A 20167-nucleotide genomic window follows, 5' to 3' on the forward strand; every position below is an offset into this window, starting at 1 on the left:
CATTGCAGAATAGAATGGATACATTCCTTACCAACTTCACAGCAAATGGCTTCACGTCATTGTCGAAGCAGGCCACCTCATGCTTAGAAGCTATTGGGATTATGCTTTACAATCAGTGCCGCCATCACATTCTTCATCAAAGCCTGCATCTCTGGCACGGCAGTGCTTTTGTCTCCACATTTTGAATCGTCATGTGCCCGATAGCTGTCCAGAGTTGTCTCCCAGTATATTGACCCGGTGGCAAAGACCAGGGCGCCAGAGGGCGCAATATAATACGCGGAATTGCTTACATCGGGCTGCTTGGTTTCGCTACTGACTGTGGGTGATGCGCTGATAATATGCAGATCCTTTGGAGTGGTACTACTATACGATGGATTGTCTGGTGTGCCATTAGGGCTTGTATGAGCCCGGTCCCATTCATACCCCACGACGCCACAGCCGTATGACTGGTTCGGCTGCAAGTTGGTATCTTTAAGCAAAGGCAACGAAGCCGCCTGGGGTGCGACACGCCAGGGGAAGCCATTCTGATCATGGGTCAAGTTGGAGAATAAAACCCCTACGACGGCATTTTCAGGCCGTCCCACCACCGGATCGCGCCACATAGCGGTTACAACAGAATTATCTTTGCCGTACATTGGATCACGCGCCAGGTCCTGATTGGCGGTCTGGACCTTATACGAGACGATGGTGCGGTCGACAACACCGGCAGAATCAGGCTCGAAACGCATCTGCCAGTAGATAGCATTGGCGCCCATAAAGGCTAAACCGATCCCGTCGTTGCGCGCCTTCTCTACGGTTGCGCGCATGCTCTTTGTCCAATATTCATCGTGCCCCAGTGAGATGTAAGCTTTATGCCCATCTAACAGGTGGGGGGTTCCCTGCAGGTCGAGGTCGCTCGCGTACGAAACATCGTAATTGTGCTGCTCCATCCACCGTACGGTCTGCACAATAAAGACCAGCACCTGGCTGGCGCCATTTTCGACATCGTAGGGCTTATCAAGAGACACCTTGACGGCGCGATTGGACACCGATGTGCCCTGGAACAGATCATCGGCATCATAAAGACCAGAACCACCCCAATCGTTGTAGGCCGCGTAGGTCGTATCAGGCGTCACGGCGATATATGGCGAGGTTGTAGATCCCAGTACGTCAAAGGGGGCGTAGGATTGCTTGCCATTGATATCGGTAAACTTTGCCAGATAGATACCTGTGATCCAATCAGTTGGGACCTGCAACGTATACGATGGCTTCCAGTGCGTCTCAATCAGGCCAGTATCCTTCGTTATCGTGCAACTGGTGCAGTTGACAAGATGTTTACCAGTGGCGTCATAGTATCCCTGGGCCTGTCCAGATAGATTGGGGATCGAGTTCATCAGGCGTCCACCCAGACCACTGTACCATCCCAGCCGAAAAACATCGATGCGATATGAGGTCTGAGCCACCTGGGTGCTGATATAGAACGTCAGTGATTTCCCCGGTTTAACCGAAGTCGTGCTCACATATCCCTGAATCTGGGTAGTAGATTCGCTGCCAGTTGGAATCTTCCACGAAGTAGTACCAGTTAAAGCATTTTCACGTGTTATAGCATTATCAGATCCCGCAGAAACATTATTATCATTCCCATTGAGCACAACTGCTTGATTGCCCGAGCCAAGCGATAACGATGGTGACAAGAAATAAAAGCTGATCAGAGCTCCTGCGATAATAAAGATAGTGACGATAGTAACGACGGACTTAAACTTCATGCAGGATCCTCCGCATTCATTGGTTCAAACATATGCATATTTCTTTACAAGAATACAACACAAGAGATTATTCTCCACTAGAATATAGCATCAGAAAATAATGGAGCAACGAATACTACCCCTACCCCTGACAAAAATACCATAACAGGTGTGAAAAAGAGATGTTTATAGTGGTAGAGAATCAGTGAAACATCATCTAAAAGCGTAGAGAAATTCATGAGATGTTTTCTCCGGGCCGAAAGTCCATAGCTATAAGAAAAAGATTCAAGGGTAGGAATATTTTCCTTATGGCTACATTATCTTACTGTTATCTACTATACTATGCAATGTATGAAATTTAGGTAAAAAGTATGATATGTCGAAATAAATGCCATTGAATGTCGTTAATATATATTGACGGCTTGTTATGGTAACGTTTTTCAGATTCAACCCTTTACCACTGACAATAACACAGGTCACAGGGAGCTTTATTACATCTCATCCCTAAAAATAGGAGGAGCAAAACGTAAATCCCGAAGGGTGCAGTATCTCAACAAAGGTGTACTATTTTCAACGCCTTCTCAACACAAGCAACAACCTGATTCTCATCTATAGAGAGTAATCTCATAGAGAGTACTCTCATAATGAAGAAGATTAGTAAAAACAATATTATGTTGTTGCTATACTATAGGCAAGCTTATTCATTAGTACTGCGTAAATAGACATTTTTATGGAAGTCTGACATCGTCATAATATGTATGACTAAAACCTGGTAAGGACGGTATTTCAATGCGGAGTACGCTCAGTCGCTATATACTACTCGCAAAACGTTGGGCATGGGTCATCATACTCGGTATGGTTATTTGTGGTGGTACGACCTATGTCGTCACCAAATTGCTGATGCAACCCGTCTACGAAGCACAGACACGCATCCTGATTACCCTGGCGGGTACATCACAAAACGATAGTACGCTAGCGGCTATTGCTCAGCAATCAACCTATAGTCAGTTGGTTACCAATCCCAATGTTCTCGCTCCAGTGGCCGCCAAACACAATATGGAACTGAAACAGCTGACCGGTATGGTCAAGACACAGTCAGCCACCAACAGCCCTATTATCGATATCCTGGTCGATAGTAGCAATCCACAGCTGGCAGCCACCCTCTCCAAAGAGGTCGCGCAAAGCTTCACCGCTTATGCCACCTCGCACCTGGCTAGCCAGGCCAACTTTAACACGATCGATCCGGTCGTCCCAACGGATCCGGTTCGGCCCCGCCCTTCGCAGGACTCGCTGATTGGAGCACTGGTCGGCCTGGGTCTGGCTCTGGCTATCATCGTTATATTCGAATGGATAGATGATCGGCTCACCGCGCCAGAAGAGGTCAATAAATTGTTGGGGATCGATGCGCTGACGATCATTCCTGAGCTTTCGCGCAAACAGCGCTCGCGCAATGCAGAGGATACCCCTGAGCTGGCCGAGGGCTGCCGCATTCTGTGCGCCAACCTGAACATGGCCCAGATGATCCGTCCCTTTAAACTGGTCATGGTTACCAGTCCAATGGCCGGCGAAGGGAAGAGCACGATCGCCGCCAATATGGCTTCGTTCCTGGCGATGTCGGGGAAACGAGTGCTGCTGGTCGATGCCGATCTGCGCCATCCTGTGCTGGACCAGCACTTTCAGGTGAACAACCAGAAAGGGCTCTCAAACGCTTTCTTAGGAATGTGGAACCAGGTCGAATCCGAGCTGGACGGGCAGCCAACGGAGATCCCTTCACTGCGCGTTTTGACCGCCGGCGTGCTCCCATCCAATCCATCTGAGCTCCTGCAGTCTCAACTCGCCAGCCAGCTCTTCAATCATTTCCGCAATTCGCAAAAATTTGACTATATCATTTTTGATACACCACCCCTGCTCCCAATTGCCGATGCTCAAATTATGGCGGCGTATATGCAGGTAACGATTATGGTCGTTGATGCCTCACGCACACCACGCAAAGCAATGATACGGGCCAAGCAAGCGCTTGCCCGAACAGGTACACGCATCCTGGGTGTGGCGCTCAATAAAAGCTACTGGCCCGAATATGGTGAGGTGCATGATTATCTGAGCAATATCCAATCGCGCCCACGTGCTGATATTGCGATGGCGATGCCGCCCAATACGCCCGTCATCAATCACGCTATCGATGCTACGAATACCGCGATCCTGCCTTCTACGAATAATAAGCGTTAATGAACGAGGATGCTAATGAGCAGGTGGGTAGCGCAAAAGCGACAGCAGCGTCCAATCTGATGTGGTGGCTGGTCAAGCAATTGGCCAGCTTACCATGTCGGCCATAAAAAGTAACATACAGTATATATACGTCAATCTGTTATTGCGAATTTCTGTGCTTTAAAAAAATGTTTGAGCATCTAAAAGGAAAAAAAAGTTAATGAAAAATCAACTCCTGGAGAAGATCTCCTCTCGTTCGCTACGTGTTGCAATAATTGGGCTTGGGTATGTGGGTCTGCCGCTGGCTGTGACGTTTGCCGAAGCTGGTTTCCAGGTGACAGGCATTGATGTTGATCAGAAAAAGGTTGATCTGGCCAATGAAGGGCAAAGCTATATTTCAGATATTGAAAGCGAAGATCTGCAGCGTCTGGTTGCGGGAGATACGCTCCGCTTCACCACTGATTTTGGCGCCCTCGATGAGATCGATGCCATCAGTATCTGCGTTCCAACACCGCTGCGCAAAACACGAGAGCCAGATGTCTCCTATATTATTTCAGCCACCCAGCAGGTACGTGCCCATCTTCACCAGGGGCAGTTGATTATCCTGGAAAGCACAACCTATCCCGGCACAACGGATGAGGTGCTGCTTCCGGAACTGGAGAACTCCGGCTTAAAGGTTGGAGAAGACTTCTTCCTGGCTTTCTCGCCCGAGCGCATCGACCCGGGCAATCCTAAGTTCGGCACCAAAAATACCCCCAAGGTGGTCGGTGGCATCACGCCCTCCTGCACCGAGCTGGCGCAGGCCTACTATGGGGCAGCGATCGAACAGATCGTGCCGGTAAGCTCGGCCCGTGTCGCCGAGATGACGAAGCTGCTTGAGAATACATTCCGCGCCGTCAATATCGGCCTGGTCAACGAGATCGCCATCATGTGTGAGAAGCTTAACATCAACGCATGGGAAGTCATCGATGCAGCTGCCACCAAGCCGTTTGGCTTTATGCGCTTCCAGCCGGGTCCTGGCCTGGGCGGCCACTGTATCCCAGTCGATCCGCACTATCTGTCATGGAAGCTCAAGACGCTGGACTATAACGCGCGCTTCATCGAGCTGGCCGCCGAGGTCAACAGTAGTATGCCACACTATGTGGTCAATAAAGTGATGTCCGCCCTCAACGAGCAGCGTCGTAGCCTTAATGGCGCAACCGTCCTAGTACTGGGCGTGGCCTACAAACGCAATGTCAGCGATGTGCGTGAGTCACCTGCCCTGGATATCATCCAGGAGTTAATCTCCCATAAAGCAGTGGTGCTCTACAACGATAACTATGTCCCCTCTCTGACGCTTCAAGGCCGAACTCTGCATTCTCAGCCCGTAAGTAGCGGTCTGCTGCAGGCTGCGGACTGCATTGTGCTGGTAACCGATCATGACTACTATGATATCGCATCTATCGTTGAGGAGGCGCGCTCTATCGTTGATACACGCAATATGACCAGAGGATTTCAAGACGCCAAAATATTCAGACTTTAGACCCATGATCATCACTGATAGAACGGTTAAGAAACATGTCTCAATCTATGGGCAACGGCAGAACTGATAGTCAACCACTGCTGAGCACAACCAGTGCTCGGCTAGTGGCGGTTAAAATCAAATCTGCCAATAAAAACATCTTCCGGGCTCTGCTCAGTCTGGCTTCGGCTAACCTGCTGATTCGCGTTATGGGTCTCCTGAATCAGATCGTGGTCACCGCCAAGTTCGGGCAAGATCAACATATGGATGCCTACTATGTGGCATCCCTTATTCCGACGACGCTCGCACCGATGCTGGCCAGCGCCCTGGAGGCATCGGTCATTCCCGCCTACTCTCGACTGCGTACCAAGGGTACACGAGAACAGGCATCTAAACTCTTTAGCACGCTGCTCAATCTGCTGATCATACTCTCTATCGTGCTCACCGCCGGACTGATCCTCTTTAAAACAGAGTTGATGACGTTCCTGGCACCGGGAACGCAACAGTCGACCCTGTTGATAGCACAGGATCTGACCCCGTTTATCTTTCCGGTCCTGGCTCTGATGACGCTCAATAGCTTTATGGAGTGTCTCCTGAACGCGGAGGGGAAGTTTGGCTGGCCCGCCTACGCGGGTATGCTCACGCCTCTGGCCACGGCATCTTTTGTTATCGTTGGCGGCAACAGCTTTGGCGTCCTGATGCTCTGTATCGGCACGCTGGCGGGTCAGGTGCTCCAGCTAGGCGTCATTATTTACCGCGCGCATAAGATGCAGATCGTCTATCGACCTGTGCTTGATCTGAAACTACCCGAACTTAAACCGATCATGAGCGCGGCCTGGCCGGCGCTCTTCGGTGGCTTGATCAGCATGGCCAGTCCGTTTGTAGATACGATCTTTAGCTCGTTTCAAAGCGCCGGTACTATCGCGGCGCTCAATAATGCACTCAAGCTGAATGGCGTGCCTACCGGTGTGCTGTTCGCCGCCGTTGGACGGGCCGCCTTACCCTACCTGGCGAACCAGGCCGCCATCAAAGATATGCGAGCATTTAAAGGGACGCTACGCCTCTATCTCTGGATCGTGGGCATCGCGACGCTGGCCCTGACCCTTGTCATGACGTTTGGCGCCCGCATCATCATCGGGATCATTTTTGAGCATGGTCATTTCACAGCGCACGATGCCGACACAACCGCCTGGATTCTGGTTGGCCTATCGATTGGTATGTTCCCAACCGCCATCGGCTTCATTGTGTCGCGCGCCTTTAGCGCGCTGGGTAAGACCCGTGTCCTGATGGGGGTGAGCATCTTTAGCGTCTTCGCCAATGCCGCCTTTGATGCTTACTTTGGACACATCTGGGGAGGGTTTGGTATCGCGTTTGGCACCTCCCTCTACTACTTCTGCACTATGTTCATCCTGATCATTACGCTGCGCATGATGATCGGAAAATTGAATCTGTTGACCCCTCCTAAAGAGCTGTTGGAGATAATTCAGAAGCTAAGCCGGGGACAGGTCCCGGCCAGGTTCTCCAGAGGGAGGGAAGGCGGTATGAGAGATTTTGGTCTGACATATGCTTTCCGCAAAAGGGCGCTGCAGGTCGTCTTCGCATTGTCCGTTTTCGCAGCTGGGGCCGCGGGCGCCGCGCAGAATGCCCTCTTCACCGTACGTATAGCCTTTGGTTCGCTGGTGGTGCTGGCGCTTTTGCGCTATCAGTACCTGCTCGTTCTGGCCTGGGCCGGCATCAATGTATTCATCGGCTCAGCATTACCACTGTTTAACGGTAATAATCTGCTCTCGGGCTTAACGTTGCCAACGCTCTTGTTGCTTTTCTACGTCCCAACAAAAGAGGCGTTCAAGCGTCTGCCAGCGCTCCCGTTCTGGTTGTTCTACTTCATCTGGATCCTGCTGAGCATGGGCATTTCACCGATTCCACTGTCGCAATTTATGACTATCTGGACCACCGAGCTGGACTTCTTCGCGGTCTGCGTGCTGGTGGTGCTGGTTATCGATTCGCGTCAGAAGATGATCGGCTTTATCGATGCGATGATCGCTCCATCCATCTTTATCGCGATCTACGGGCTCTATGGCTTTGTGACCCAGCAGCATGGTGTGGTTGATCCCACCACGGGCTTCTTTCGTATTAGCTCGATTTTCTATGATACCCCACCAACGCTGGGTCTCTATCTGTCGGTGCTCATTCCCATTACCATCTATCGCATCTTTACCATGCGCAGCTTCTTCAAGATATGTGGAGGGGTCGCGGTATTGCTCCTGCTGATGGTGGCGCTGGGTCTGACCTTTAACCGAGGGACGCTCATTGCCGTAGCGGTTGGATTGGTGGTTACCGTCCTGTTCCTGCCTTCCAACAAGATGCGTGGCATCGCCATAGGAGCAGGTACCGCGATCGTGGGGCTGGTCTTTCTGGGTACCACCCTGGCCAACATCCCTATCCTGAGCCGCTTCTCCAATAGCGATATTTCATCGCTCAATGGCCGAACCTATCTCTGGCAAGCATTGATCAATCACTTCGATCCTGCTCAGATCCTGGGATATGGCATGAAGTCATCGGATGTGTTGTTGACCCAGTTGCAGGTTGGCTTCGGCGGTGGCGTCATCGCCACGGCGGCCCACAATATCTACCTGGAAGCGATGTTCGAGCATGGCATTATAGGTCTGATGCTGATGTGCCTGGGCTTTATCGCCTTCGGCTGGTGCCTGCTAAAGAAATACTTTTCGGACAGGAGTTTTGAGCAAAAACTGCTGGTAGCTATCGCCTTTGGCACCCTGGTCAGTATCGTCATCCAGGGATACGAGTCCAATGACATCTGGAACCAGGGCGTGGGCATCTACTTCTTCATCCTGATGGCCCTGCCATTCTGTCGCTATTGGGATAAAACGCAGGGCTCAAGCAAAGCTGCACCGGAAGATGCACAGGAGCAAAGCGATCAGGAAGAGACAGAAGATGCTCAGGCAGAGCAAGAAGAGCTGACCATGGCCTAAAGAAACAAGCGTCAAGCCATTCAACCTCATGAGCACAACCGCCAGGGAGGCGCTTTCCCGTCAGCAGTAGCATCCACCCTTCGGCTGAGCAAGAGCGGCGATGAGCCGTTGTCACACATGAGTGGATTTATCAATGGCTTCCAATTAGCATCTAAGGAGAAGCTTCGTGGAAAATAGTTCGCAGGATCAGCTGCGTATCTGTATGGTAGCTTTCTTGTATGCACCTATTATTGGTGGGGCGGAAACACGCGCGGCCAAGCAGGCACACCGCTTGCTTGAGCTGGGCCATAAAGTGGTCATTGTAACGTTGCAACATGAAAAAACCTGGAAAAAATCTGAATTAGTCGATGGCGTTCCGGTTATCCGCATTGGTGGATCGTTTAATCGGCGTGGCAGATTGCGCGTCGGTCGGCTGGGGCATCTCCCGATCGATCTCTTAATGTTCTTGCAGTTGTGGCGCATGCGTCACCACTACGATATTTTGCATACAATCCAGATTTCCCCCCTCTCGGGCGTGGCGGCCCTGATAGGAAAATTAACGGGGAAACCGGTGATTGTCAGTATCCCCAGTACGGGACCCGGCAAAAAGCCGAAACCAGAAGAGGCCATCATGATGGTGGACACGCTGGCCGGCAAACTGAACGATACTAGCTTTTTGAAGGTTGACTATGCAGATGCCGTGGTGGGGGATATGCAGCATATGAGAAAGACCGCCGTCGGTGGCGGCATGATCCTGAATTTCCTGAAAAAATCTGATACATTTTATCAAATTCTTAGTGCACGCAGTTATGGCTATATGACGTCCAATGGCTTTCGCCGCGATAAACTGGTCCATATTCCCAATGGTATTGAAATTGAAAAATTTAATCCCGCCCCCGAATTACGGCCTGACCCCACTCAACCCGAGCGCGATATCCTGTGCGTGGCACGCCTGCAATTTCCAAAGGGCGTGGATGTATTGCTCCATGCCTGGAAACGCATGATGCTGGACCAGCCAGACGACTGGCGGGCGAACCTCAAACCGCGTCTGCTCATTGCGGGCAATGGGCAGTCTGAAGAGCAGCTAAAACGCCTGGCGAAGGAACTGAATATCGAGGAGAGCGTGGTCTTTCTGGGGGCCCGGAAAGATGTGGTCAACCTGCTGCAGCGGTGCTGGGGCTTTGTGCTACCCTCACGCTGGGAAGGGATGCCCAATGCCCTGCTGGAGGCGATGAGCTGTGAAGCACCATGCATCGCGACCCGCGTCAGTGGTAGCGAGGATATCGTGATGGATGGCGTGAATGCCTTGCTGGTCGAGCCCGAACAGCCGGCCGAACTGGCGCTGGCAATGCAGCGCTTAATAGCTGATAGTGACCTGGCCCGGCGTCTGGGAGTGGCCGGACGCGAAACTGTTATACGTGATTATCACATGACGAATATTGCTGATCAATTTATAGATTTCTATCGACAAACATTACATAAGGAGTCCCGAACCCCTGCCAAGGTTCTTGAGGGCGTGGGAGAAATATAAATATGGAACGTAAACCACGTATATGTATTGCTATTACTACTTTTTATCCCTATGTCGGTGGTGCCGAAACCCAGACCCTGGCTCAGTGTCAACGTCTGATCGAGTCGGGTTATCAAACGCAGGTGATTACTTTTCGGCATAAACATACTTGGCCGCTGACGGATACCCTCAAAGGGGTACCCGTCAGACGCATCGCCGGTTCGCTGCTGGGGAAACGCGATAACTTGCCGCGCATCGTCCAGCGCCTTCTCTATTTCCTGGCCATGTTTGTGATGGCCAGAACGATCTGGCGCGAACGCAACAACTTTGACGTCTTACAGGTCTGTCAGTTCAGCCTGCTGGTCCTGCCATTGGCCGTGGTCTGCTATTTCGCCAAAAAGCCTATGACCATTATTGTTATCAGCGCGGGCGGTGAGAAGCCCACCAAGACTAATGAGAACGCGAAGCTGCTAGCGGGCCCCCTTGATCCCGGTCTTCCCTGGCTACAGGTCGATGGAAAAACCTGGATCGACGGCGACCTGTACGGCCTGCAGGCGGCTGGTCGAGGAGCGGTCAATCTCACCCGCCATCTGCTCAAGCGTATTCATGCCGTCGTTATTGTGCTCAGCAGACGCTCAGAGCACTACGTAAAAGCTAACAAGTTTGATGACTTAGAGATCCAGCTGATTCCCAATGGCGTTGATGTCGCGCGCTTCCATCCTCAGTCCCAGCTTGCGGTCACGCCAGAACGTGCCAGAACCGTGGTCTGTGTCTCTAAAGCACGCTGGGAAAAAGGTCTGGATGTGCTGCTGCAGGCCTGGCACCTGGTTCATGCCCAGCAACCCGAGGCGCGCCTGGTGATCGTGGGCAGCGGTCCCGTACTGCCTCAACTAGAGCAACTGGCGGCGGCCCTGGGCATCGCGGAGAGTGTAGAGTTCGCCGGATTACAGAGTGATGTGCCAGGCCAGCTACAGCGAGGCCTGATCGGTATCCTTCCCTCGCGCTGGGAAGGGATGCCCAATGCCTTGCTAGAGGCGATGGGCAGCGGCTTGGCCTGCATCGCGACCCGCGTCAGCGGTAGTGAGGATGTGATTGAAAGTGGCGTCAACGGCCTGCTGGTCGAAAGCGAGGATTATACAGCGATGGCGCAGGCTCTGCTTACCCTGCTGTGCGACCCTCAACTGGCACAGCAGTATGGAGCGGCCGCCAGCGAGCTCATTCAACGCTCCTACACCCTTGAACATGTACTGAGTCTCTATACATCAATCTATCAACGCCTTACTGCAACACACACGGGGCAGCCCACTGAAGATGTACTACCCTCAGAGAGCTACTCGGTGACACCATAAATACCCTGAAAGGATATACCTCTCATGTGTGGAATAGCGGGATTCGTCAATGTAGCATGTGGACACGAGAATGCTGAACACCTTATCGATAATATGTGCAAGATTATTCGCCATCGCGGTCCCGATGATCAGGGAACCTGGGTTGGCGATGGTATAGATAGTGGAACGTCCGCGGCGCTGGGTATGCGCCGCCTGTCCATTATTGACCTGGCTGGCAGCCATCAGCCAATCTTCAATGAAGATCAGAGTATGTTGATCGTTTTCAATGGCGAAATCTATAACTACCAGGAGCTACAACAGGAGCTACAAGCCCGTGGTCATCAGTTCCGCACCAATGGAGATACGGAAACCATCCTGCACGCCTACGAAGAGTATGGCGACGACTGCGTCAAGCATCTGCGCGGGATGTTCACCTTCGCAATCTGGGATATCAAACGTCAGCGTCTCTTCGCGGCCCGCGATCGCTTTGGGAAGAAACCGCTCAATTACTACTGGGATGGTCAGCGGCTCATCTTTGGTTCAGAGATTAAATCGATTCTAGAGGCGGGCGTGCCACGCGAGGTCAATCCCATCGCTCTGGATGAATACCTGGTCTATCGCTACGTGCCCTCCCCACTGACCATATTCAAGAATATCATGAAGGTGCCGGCGGCCCATGTGCTCATTTACGAACATGGGAAGGTCAGTACGAAGCGCTACTGGGATATCTCGTTCGCCCATACCTGCAACGACGATGAGGCGACCGCCGTCGAGCGCACGCGTAGCCTGCTAGAAGAGGCCACGCGCATCCGCCTGATGAGTGAGGTTCCACTGGGAGCCTTCTTAAGCGGTGGACTGGATTCGAGCGTGGTCGTTGGCATGATGAGCAAATTGATGTCTCAGCCAGTTAAGACCTTTTCCATCGGTTTTGAAGAGGCCTCCTTCAATGAGCTCCCCCATGCGCGCAAGGTGGCTCAGCATTTCGGGACCGATCATCATGAATTCTTTGTCAAATATGACCTGGTGAATGTTCTACCGCAGCTGGTATGGGACTACGATGAGCCGTTCGCGGACTCATCTATGCTGCCAACTTACTATGTCTCTAAACTGGCACGCGAACATGTGACCGTGTCATTGAGTGGGGATGGCGGTGACGAGATCTTTGGTGGCTACGAGCAATACAGGCGCGAGTACCAGCTCTATCATATTCCTCGCCTGCTGCGCGGCACTCTGTCACGCGCCTCCTATCTTCTGCCTAACAAGGTACGCGGCAAGAAGCGTCTGCAGACCTGGTTGCGCGACTATGGAACCCGTAGCATTGAAGCGAATATGCTGTTCCCCGACTATACCAGGAGCGAGCTCTATAGCCAGGATTTTTATCAGCAGGTGCAGGGACATATGCCGTTTGAACGTCACCTGGGCCTCTACCACGCGGTGCAACATCTCGATCCAACCGCCCGCATGCAGTATGTCGATACCCTGACCTATCTCACAGATGACATTCTCGTCAAAGTCGATAAGGCCAGCATGTTTAACTCACTGGAGACGCGTGCGCCCCTCCTCGACCATCATCTGGCGGAATATGTCGCTTCTCTGAATCCTTCACTGCGCGTCAACAATGGACGCATTCATGACGGTCATGGCAAATACCTGTTGAAGAAAGTGGCCAGCGATATGCTGCCACCAGAGATTCTAGAACGGCCCAAGCGCGGCTTCGCGGTGCCGATCAATACCTGGTTCCGTAAGGATGTGCAGAGCTATGCCCATGACGTGCTGACTTCAAGCCAGGCCAGGGGACGCAACATCTTTAGCCAGCAGTTGCTGCATAATCTGCTCAGCACCGATGGCGGACGCCCTCTGACCAATCATAGCGAGGTACTCTGGTCGCTGCTCTGCCTGGAATTATGGTTCCAGACATATATCGATAAGCCGGGTCTTACAACCGGAGAAACTATAGCATCTACATCATCTTCTTATACAATCAAAAAATAATGAATGAATGAGGAAAGGGAGCGTTTATGTGCGGCATTTGTGGAATTTATAACGCACGCAGCGGCGAACCGGTCTCCCCGCAATTAATAGATTCTATGACGCGCCTGATTGCGCACCGTGGTCCAGACGATAGTGGAGCACACATCGATGGCCCGCTGGGCCTGGGCTTCGCGCGCCTGAGCATTATTGATCTCAGCGGCGGCCACCAGCCAATGTGCAACGAGACAGGTGATATCTGGATCGTCTTTAATGGTGAAATCTGGAATTATAAAGAGCTTCGAAAAACACTGCAAGAAAAAGGCCATGTCTTTCAAACCAGTAGCGATACCGAGACGATTGTACATGCCTACGAAGAGTATGGCGTCGATTGCGTTGAACGCCTGCATGGGATGTTTGGCTTCGCCATCTGGGATGGTCCCAGACAGCGTCTACTGCTGGCACGCGACAAGGCCGGAAAAAAACCACTGTACTACACCAATCTGAATGGCAATATCATCTTTGGCTCCGAGATCAAGGCGATCCTGGGTCATCCGCAAGTCAGGCGTGAGGTGGATGTACAGGCGATGGCCGATTTCCTCAGCGTGCGCTACGTGCCAGCACCAGCCACGCTCTTCAAGAACATCTCCAAGGTCAAACCGGGACACTGGGTGCTCTTTGAAAATGAGACGATACGTGAGCATTGCTATTGGGACTTCACCTTTAAAAAAGATCCCGAGAAGCGCTCTATCCCCGAGTACCTGGAAGGCATCAAACAACATGTGCACCGGGCCGTTGAGGAGCGTATGATGGCCGATGTGCCGGTTGGCGCCATGCTCAGTGGTGGCGTCGATTCCAGCATTATTTCTGGGATCATGAGCACGCTCACCCCACACAAGGTAAAGACCTTTTCGGTAGGCTTCGATCATCCCGAGTACAGCGAGCTTCCTTATGCGCGCATGGTAGCCGATCACTTTGGCACCGATCATCATGAACTGGTGGTCAATTCTTCAGATCTCACGCAGTACTGGCCTCTGTTGACCTGGCATCGCGATGAGCCGGTTAGTGAGCCGTCGGACCTGGGCGTCTACCTAGTCTCCAAGCTGGCGCGCCAGCACGTCACGGTCGTCCTCTCTGGTGAGGGGGCCGACGAGCTGTTTGCCGGCTATCCTAAATACGTGGTGGACTGGATGGCACGCTACTATCACATCCTGCCGGATGCGGTGCGCAATCAAGCCATCCAGCCGCTCTTAGAGCGCCTGCCCTATAGCATGCGCAAGCTTAAGACAGCGGCCCGCAACATCTCTCAACCGGCTCCACAGCGCTGGATGAACTGGTTCGGTATCTTCAATGGTCCCTTAAAAGAGCAGTTGCTGGCCGACGAGACGAAGATGGCCATCGACCTGGACGCCAGCCGCGAGTTCCGACGCTGGCTGCAGAACAATCCACAACGCGACGACCTCTCTTCGATGCTCTACCTGGACACCAAGATCTGGCTCCCGGACAATCTGCTGATGAAGGGCGATAAGATGACGATGGCCGCCTCGCTGGAGTCGCGCATTCCCATGCTGGACTACAAGCTGATCGAATACGCGGCTAGCATCCCGTCGAGCGCAAAGATCAAGTCGCTCAAGACCAAGTATCTGCTCAAGCAGGCCTTCGCGGACTTCTTGCCGGCCCCGATCCTGACGCGCAAAAAGATGGGCTTTAACGTGCCAACAGGTGTCTGGTTCCGCGAGGGTCAGCGCGACCTGATCAGCAAGCTCTTGCTCTCGGACCGCATCCGCAGCCGTGGCTACTTCAACGATGCCTATATCGAGAAGATGGTGCAAGATCACCTGGACGGGAGGACCAATTACCAGGCTCAGATCTTTACGCTGGCCAGCCTGGAGCTCTGGTTCCGCGTCTTCATCGATACACCTGATCTGAAGAAGCCCGAGGGCTCTGTTTCGGATCTGCTGGCGGAAGAGTCGCTGGCGACCATCGTCTAAATCAAAACATGCTCTTCTATCCGGAAAGGATCTATCATAGAATGCCCAGGAAAACAGTTACGCCATTTCGTGTCCTGATGGTCACCGGCATCTATCCCACGGCTGAAAAGCCGCACGCCGGTACCTTTGTGAAAAGCCAGGTTGACGCGCTGACCGAAGCGGGTCTGGAAGTTGATGTTATCCATCCCAAAGTTGGGATGCCCACCGCACTGCGTTATGCCTCAGCCCTGTCACAGATCTGGCGCGCCGCCCTGAGCGGACGCTACAACGTCATCAATGGTCAGTATGGCTTGTGGTGCTTTATCTGCCGCCTGCAATGGGGCATCCCGGTGGTGGCCGCCTTTATCGGCGACGATATCCTGGGTACCGTGACCGCGCAGGGCGGCCATAGTACGAAAGGCAACGCTGTGGCGATGTTGAGCCGCCAGCTCTGCTACTGGGTCGATGCGGTGATCGTGAAATCGGACCAGATGAAGAGAGAGGCACGCGGTCCCCAGCAAAAGATCTACGTTATTCCTGATGGGGTCAACTTCTCGCAGTTCCAGCCTGTGCCACGAGATGTCATGCGCGCCGAGCTCGGATGGGATCAGAACAAATACTATGTGCTCTTCAGCAACAATCCAAACATCCCGGTGAAGAACTTCTCTCTGGCAAAGGCAGCCGTTGATCGTGTCCGAGACAAAGGCATCGACATTGAACTGGTCGTGGCCACCGGCCTGCCACATGATACGGTGGTGAAGTATATGAACGCCAGTAACGCCCTGATCCTCTCTTCACACGCCGAGGGCTCACCCAATGTAGTGAGAGAGGCCATGGCCTGTAACGTGCCCGTCGTCAGTACCGATGTCGGCGATGTGCGCGCCGTGATCGGGCGTACCGAGGGCTGCACCGTCTGTACACCCAATAGCATCGAAGAGATGGCCGCCGGCATCGAGGTCGCGCTGGCGCATACCGAACGCACCACCGGCCGCGCCGATACCCAGCATCTCAGGGGCAGTATCATCGCCCAGCAGATCATCGATGTCTATGAAAAAGCCACCGGCCTGAAGATTCCCCGGAAAACCAACGATGCAACGGAGAATGAAGCACAGTTGAAGGAGACAGCTTATGCCCAGGAATAAGAAAGTGCTTCTCCTGGTAGAAAATCTTTCGGTTCCTGCTGATCCACGTGTCTGGCGCGAGGCCCAAACCTTGCGCCAGCACGGCTACCAGGTCAGCGTTATCTGCCCCCGTGGCGAGACGCGCGATACCGAAAGCTATGTCTGCCTGGATGGTATCTTTATTTACCGCTATACCCTCGATACGACTATACGCAAATCAACCGATTACATACGCGAATACGCGTCGGCCATGCTCAACACGCTGCGCCTGAGCTTTAAGGTTTGGCTCCGGCACGGCTTCGACGTCATCCATGCCGCCAATCCGCCGGACACATTTTTCTTCATTGGACTGCTCTATCGCCTGCTGGGAAAAAAGTTTATCTTTGACCAGCACGACCTGGCACCCGAGATGTTTGCTATCAAGTTTCAGGGGCGCATGAAACTAATTCAGCGCTGCCTGCAGCTATGCGAGACGCTCTCATATAAAACCGCCAACCTGGTGATTACAACCAATGAGTCGCAGAAGCGCAACGCCCTCAAACGCGGTGGCTGCGCGCCCGAAAAGGTGGTGGTGGTACGCAACGGACCGGATGATACACGCTTTACTGTCCTTACCCCTGAGCCTGAGTTGAAGCGGGGACATCCCTATCTGCTGGCCTATATCGGGGTAATGGGCTCACAGGACGGTGTAGATTACGTCCTCTACGCCCTCAATGAATTAATCAACAAACGTGGCCGCCAGGATATCGGTCTGGTGCTGATGGGTGACGGCGATCAACTGGAGATCCTGAAAAACCTGACCCAGGATTTACAGTTGACGGACTACGTCCATTTCGCGGGCTGGGTGGGCAAGCATGATCTCTTGCGCTACCTCAGCGTCGCCGACATCGGACTCTGTCCGGACCCCAGCAATCAGCTGAACGATCACAGCACCATGCTCAAAACGATGGAATATATGGCTATGGGGCTGCCGGTGGTAGCCTTTGATCTGCTGGAGACACGCTATTCGGCTCAGGAAGCGGCGCTCTACGCCAGCGCCAATCGGGTCGAGGACTTCGCCGATAAGATCGAGCTCTTGCTGGAGGAGGCCGCCCTGCGCAAAAAAATGGGCGACTATGGCCGCCAACGCATCGAAGAAGAGCTGAGCTGGAACCAGACCTCAAAGCATCTCGTGGCCGCCTATCAGCAACTATTGGCGCGCGATGGTGTCCCACAAATCCAGGCAGGTCGTCAGGAAAGCGTCGAAGCACTTGCCGGTGGCATGGTAGATCCGGTTGCCGATACCGTTTCCGTACCAGCAACCGAATAGCGTTGATCAGCCCTTGAGCAAGATTTTAGCCGAGTAGGCCGGTAGCGTAAAGGTGTGACCGGGTCTGTTCCCATAGGGATCGACATAGGTAGTTGTACCACTGGTGGTTACCTGCACACTGGCATTGTTGGGATTGACGACGACCTCGCCACCGGTGAAGTCTCGCCAGTACACGCTCTGCGATTGGTACATGTCACCCTTTGCGCTCCCGATGTTGGCGTGTAGTTCCGGGTAGTCTCTGGCATAACCATACGCCTTGAAACCTGAAATATTAATCGATGCCAGGCGTTGATTACACATCAGGTACGAGGCGTAGATCCATTCAGTGTCCGCCGGCGCCAGCTGCTTCTGTACCTGGTTGACGATAAAGAAAGGCTTCCCCAGATCCTGCACCGAATCTATATACTGGATCTCCTGCAGCCAATCATTCCCAACCAGGGTATGATTGCCAAAGTGGGTGAAGCCACTCTCATTGAGCACACCATCCACGTGCTCCAGAACGGTCCACAAGGTTGGGGCATGGAGCGAAACAACGCCGGTGCTGACATTGCCGATCAACAGCAGAGGATGGGGTAAGGCATGTAATTTCGTCTGCATCTGGATGACCCAGTTGGCCAGATCAGTCTGCCAGCGCACGTCATTATTGCTGCCCGTGTAGAGCTGTACCCAGTGGCCCTGTTTGTCAAAGTGGCCGCAGGCACCAAAGATATTTTCCATATCGATATTATCGACGGCCAGGGCATCATAGCCGGCTTCACTGGCGGGCTGAACGTAATTTTGCAGCTGCCAGTTCACCACCTCTGGATTGGTGATGTCGAGCGGAATGTTTTTGTCACCATATTCCAGGGCTGGCGTCTTCTGATCGCATTTGTAGAGGACCCAATCGGGATGCACCTGCTGCCAGTATGCCAGGGTACCAGGGTTCGTCTGATCGACAAATATGCCGTTATCGCGATGGATCGTCATGTAATAGCTCAACAGCAGATTGGGGTTCGCGTCACGATAGATCTGCATATTATCCAGGCGCGCGCCCCAAACGAAATCGTAATCATTGGCGATCGCCGCTGGATCCTTGATCCGATAATCAAAAACCAGCACAGAGTGGATATTCTTACTGGTATCAGTGAAAGGGCGAGTGCCTTTAACAGGATTAAAATTGGTGCACTGCTCTAGATGGCAGACAGGAACCTGCAAGCCTACCGGCGCCGCGGCCGAGCTAGTATAGTCGGGCGTCGTCTTACCCGACGATGAAGGCATTGATAGGGTGCAGCTACTTACAATCGCGGGCAAAAAAAGTGCCAGAAATAGATAAACTGATCGTTTAATACATGGACGTCTAAACACCAGGATTTTCCTCTAATGTATTCACAAATAACAATGTTCATACTATGCCAACCATCCATGGTACAAGATAACATATACTCTAGCAATTAAACAGGTATGTAACCTGAATTGGGTATACTCTGGTAGAGTAGAAATTGTTACAAGCTCAATTTTACATGAAGAAAGGGGTTGTACACAGTTTTTCTGACAACTAGAAAGTACTAGTGTGCATACAGTAATTATGAGTTCAGTACGTTATTTGGTCACAGGTGGAGCAGGATTTATTGGTTCACACATTACCGCGACACTCCTGAAACAGGGTGAAAATGTTCGCGTTTTAGATAATTTTGCCACTGGTCGCGAGAGCAATCTGCAAGCCTTCGAGGGGCTACCAGGAAAAGTCGAGATCGTACGCGCCGACATTCGCGACCTTGCCGCCGTCACCCAGGCAGCTCAAGGAGTAGAGGTTATCTTTCACCAGGCCGCCCTGGCATCGGTTCCCCGCTCAATCGCCGATCCGGTCAGTTCACTGGAGGTCAATGTCAATGGCACGCAGAACGTCCTGATCGCGGCCAGGGACGCGGGGGCGCGCCGCGTGGTATTCGCCAGCTCCTCATCGGTCTATGGCAATACGCCAACCCTGCCCAAACACGAGGGCATGCCCACCTCACCCATGTCTCCCTACGCCGTCCATAAGCTGACCGGAGAGCTCCTCTGCTCGGTCTTCTATAACATTTATGGCCTGGAAACGGTGGCCTTACGCTATTTCAACGTCTTCGGTCCCCGGCAGGATCCCAAATCCGAGTACGCGGCCGTCATCCCCCGTTTTCTGACCGCCCTGCTCAATCAGGAGCAGCCAATCGTCTTCGGCGATGGAGAGCAGACACGCGACTTCACGTTTGTCGCCAATGTGGTCCAGGCCAATCTTAAAGCGGCGACCGCACCCGATGCGGTAGGACAGGCTATGAACATCGGCTGTGGTGAGCGCATCTCGCTCAACGAGGTTTTGCGCAGCGCCGGTGAGCTGCTGCAGACCACCCCGGATGTCTCCTATCGCGATCCTCGCGCGGGAGATGTCAGGGATAGCCTGGCCGACATCAGCAAAGCGCAGCGCCTGCTCGGCTATGATCCGAACATCAAGTTTAGCGAGGGTCTCTCCCAGACGCTGGAGTCCCTGCGCGTGGGCGTATCCCAATAATTACGGCACATCCAACAAGGCACAAGAGTGGGCGTTCT

General features: G+C 52.9%; 12 protein-coding genes. 10 read left to right on the top strand and 2 right to left on the bottom strand.

Going from position 1 to position 20167, the window contains the following annotated elements; all coding sequences use genetic code 11:
- Positions 1–83 precede the first annotated feature (83 nt).
- Entirely contained in the window at positions 84–1745 is a 1662-nt protein-coding gene (locus tag AABA21_RS18635) for a N,N-dimethylformamidase beta subunit family domain-containing protein (RefSeq protein WP_338252813.1), read from the bottom strand.
- Positions 1746–2513: 768 nt separating this feature from the next.
- Between AABA21_RS18635 and AABA21_RS18640 the strand changes: the two genes are divergently transcribed.
- The 9 genes from AABA21_RS18640 to AABA21_RS18680 all read left to right on the top strand — a co-directional run bounded on the left by AABA21_RS18640 (position 2514) and on the right by AABA21_RS18680 (position 17608).
- A complete protein-coding gene (locus AABA21_RS18640) occupies positions 2514–3950 on the top strand; it encodes a tyrosine-protein kinase domain-containing protein (RefSeq protein ID WP_338252815.1) in 1437 nt (478 codons plus the stop codon).
- Between the two features lie 199 nt (positions 3951–4149).
- Positions 4150–5451: a nucleotide sugar dehydrogenase gene (locus AABA21_RS18645; protein WP_338252817.1), complete on the top strand. Its 1302-nt coding sequence runs from the start codon at positions 4150–4152 to the stop codon at positions 5449–5451.
- Between the two features lie 35 nt (positions 5452–5486).
- Positions 5487–8423, top strand: a complete 2937-nt coding sequence (locus AABA21_RS18650) for a lipid II flippase MurJ (protein ID WP_338252819.1) — start codon at positions 5487–5489, stop codon at positions 8421–8423.
- A 166-nt stretch (positions 8424–8589) separates the two neighbouring features.
- A complete protein-coding gene (locus AABA21_RS18655; protein WP_338252821.1) occupies positions 8590–9933 on the top strand; it encodes a glycosyltransferase family 4 protein in 1344 nt (447 codons plus the stop codon).
- A 2-nt stretch (positions 9934–9935) separates the two neighbouring features.
- On the top strand, positions 9936–11261 hold the full coding sequence (locus AABA21_RS18660; protein ID WP_338252822.1) for a glycosyltransferase family 4 protein: 1326 nt from the start codon (positions 9936–9938) through the stop codon (positions 11259–11261).
- Positions 11262–11285: 24 nt separating this feature from the next.
- Positions 11286–13232, top strand: coding sequence for an asparagine synthase (glutamine-hydrolyzing) (asnB, locus tag AABA21_RS18665; RefSeq protein ID WP_338252824.1), 1947 nt, complete (start codon positions 11286–11288; stop codon positions 13230–13232).
- A gap of 26 nt (positions 13233–13258) precedes the next feature.
- The gene (gene asnB / locus AABA21_RS18670) at positions 13259–15199 is read left to right on the top strand and encodes an asparagine synthase (glutamine-hydrolyzing) (protein ID WP_338252826.1); all 1941 of its coding nucleotides are present in this window, start codon (positions 13259–13261) and stop codon (positions 15197–15199) included.
- 41 nt (positions 15200–15240) lie between these two features.
- Positions 15241–16320, top strand: coding sequence for a glycosyltransferase (locus AABA21_RS18675; protein WP_338252828.1), 1080 nt, complete (start codon positions 15241–15243; stop codon positions 16318–16320).
- The gene (locus AABA21_RS18680) at positions 16307–17608 is read left to right on the top strand and encodes a glycosyltransferase family 4 protein (protein WP_338252830.1); all 1302 of its coding nucleotides are present in this window, start codon (positions 16307–16309) and stop codon (positions 17606–17608) included. Before AABA21_RS18675 ends, AABA21_RS18680 begins: the two co-directional genes overlap by 14 nt.
- Positions 17609–17614: 6 nt before the next feature.
- Here the strand turns inward: AABA21_RS18680 and AABA21_RS18685 are convergent, their stop codons facing one another.
- Positions 17615–18865, bottom strand: coding sequence for a putative glycoside hydrolase (locus AABA21_RS18685; protein WP_338252832.1), 1251 nt, complete (start codon positions 18863–18865; stop codon positions 17615–17617).
- A 307-nt stretch (positions 18866–19172) separates the two neighbouring features.
- On the opposite strand from AABA21_RS18685, the gene AABA21_RS18690 reads away from it, so the two are divergent.
- The gene (locus AABA21_RS18690) at positions 19173–20129 is read left to right on the top strand and encodes an SDR family oxidoreductase (protein ID WP_338252834.1); all 957 of its coding nucleotides are present in this window, start codon (positions 19173–19175) and stop codon (positions 20127–20129) included.
- The last annotated feature ends 38 nt before the right edge of the window (positions 20130–20167 follow it).

This window comes from Dictyobacter halimunensis (assembly GCF_036245075.1).

Coding starts and splice junctions, on each gene's coding strand:
- AABA21_RS18680 (WP_338252830.1), top strand. CDS start 16,307: ATGCCCAGGAATAAGAAAGTGCTTCTCCTGGTAGAAAATCTTTCGGTT.
- AABA21_RS18685 (WP_338252832.1), bottom strand. CDS start 18,865: ATGCCTTCATCGTCGGGTAAGACGACGCCCGACTATACTAGCTCGGCC.
- AABA21_RS18645 (WP_338252817.1), top strand. CDS start 4,150: ATGAAAAATCAACTCCTGGAGAAGATCTCCTCTCGTTCGCTACGTGTT.
- asnB (WP_338252824.1), top strand. CDS start 11,286: ATGTGTGGAATAGCGGGATTCGTCAATGTAGCATGTGGACACGAGAAT.
- asnB (WP_338252826.1), top strand. CDS start 13,259: ATGTGCGGCATTTGTGGAATTTATAACGCACGCAGCGGCGAACCGGTC.
- AABA21_RS18640 (WP_338252815.1), top strand. CDS start 2,514: ATGCGGAGTACGCTCAGTCGCTATATACTACTCGCAAAACGTTGGGCA.
- AABA21_RS18690 (WP_338252834.1), top strand. CDS start 19,173: ATGAGTTCAGTACGTTATTTGGTCACAGGTGGAGCAGGATTTATTGGT.
- AABA21_RS18660 (WP_338252822.1), top strand. CDS start 9,936: ATGGAACGTAAACCACGTATATGTATTGCTATTACTACTTTTTATCCC.
- AABA21_RS18650 (WP_338252819.1), top strand. CDS start 5,487: ATGTCTCAATCTATGGGCAACGGCAGAACTGATAGTCAACCACTGCTG.
- AABA21_RS18635 (WP_338252813.1), bottom strand. CDS start 1,745: ATGAAGTTTAAGTCCGTCGTTACTATCGTCACTATCTTTATTATCGCA.
- AABA21_RS18675 (WP_338252828.1), top strand. CDS start 15,241: ATGCCCAGGAAAACAGTTACGCCATTTCGTGTCCTGATGGTCACCGGC.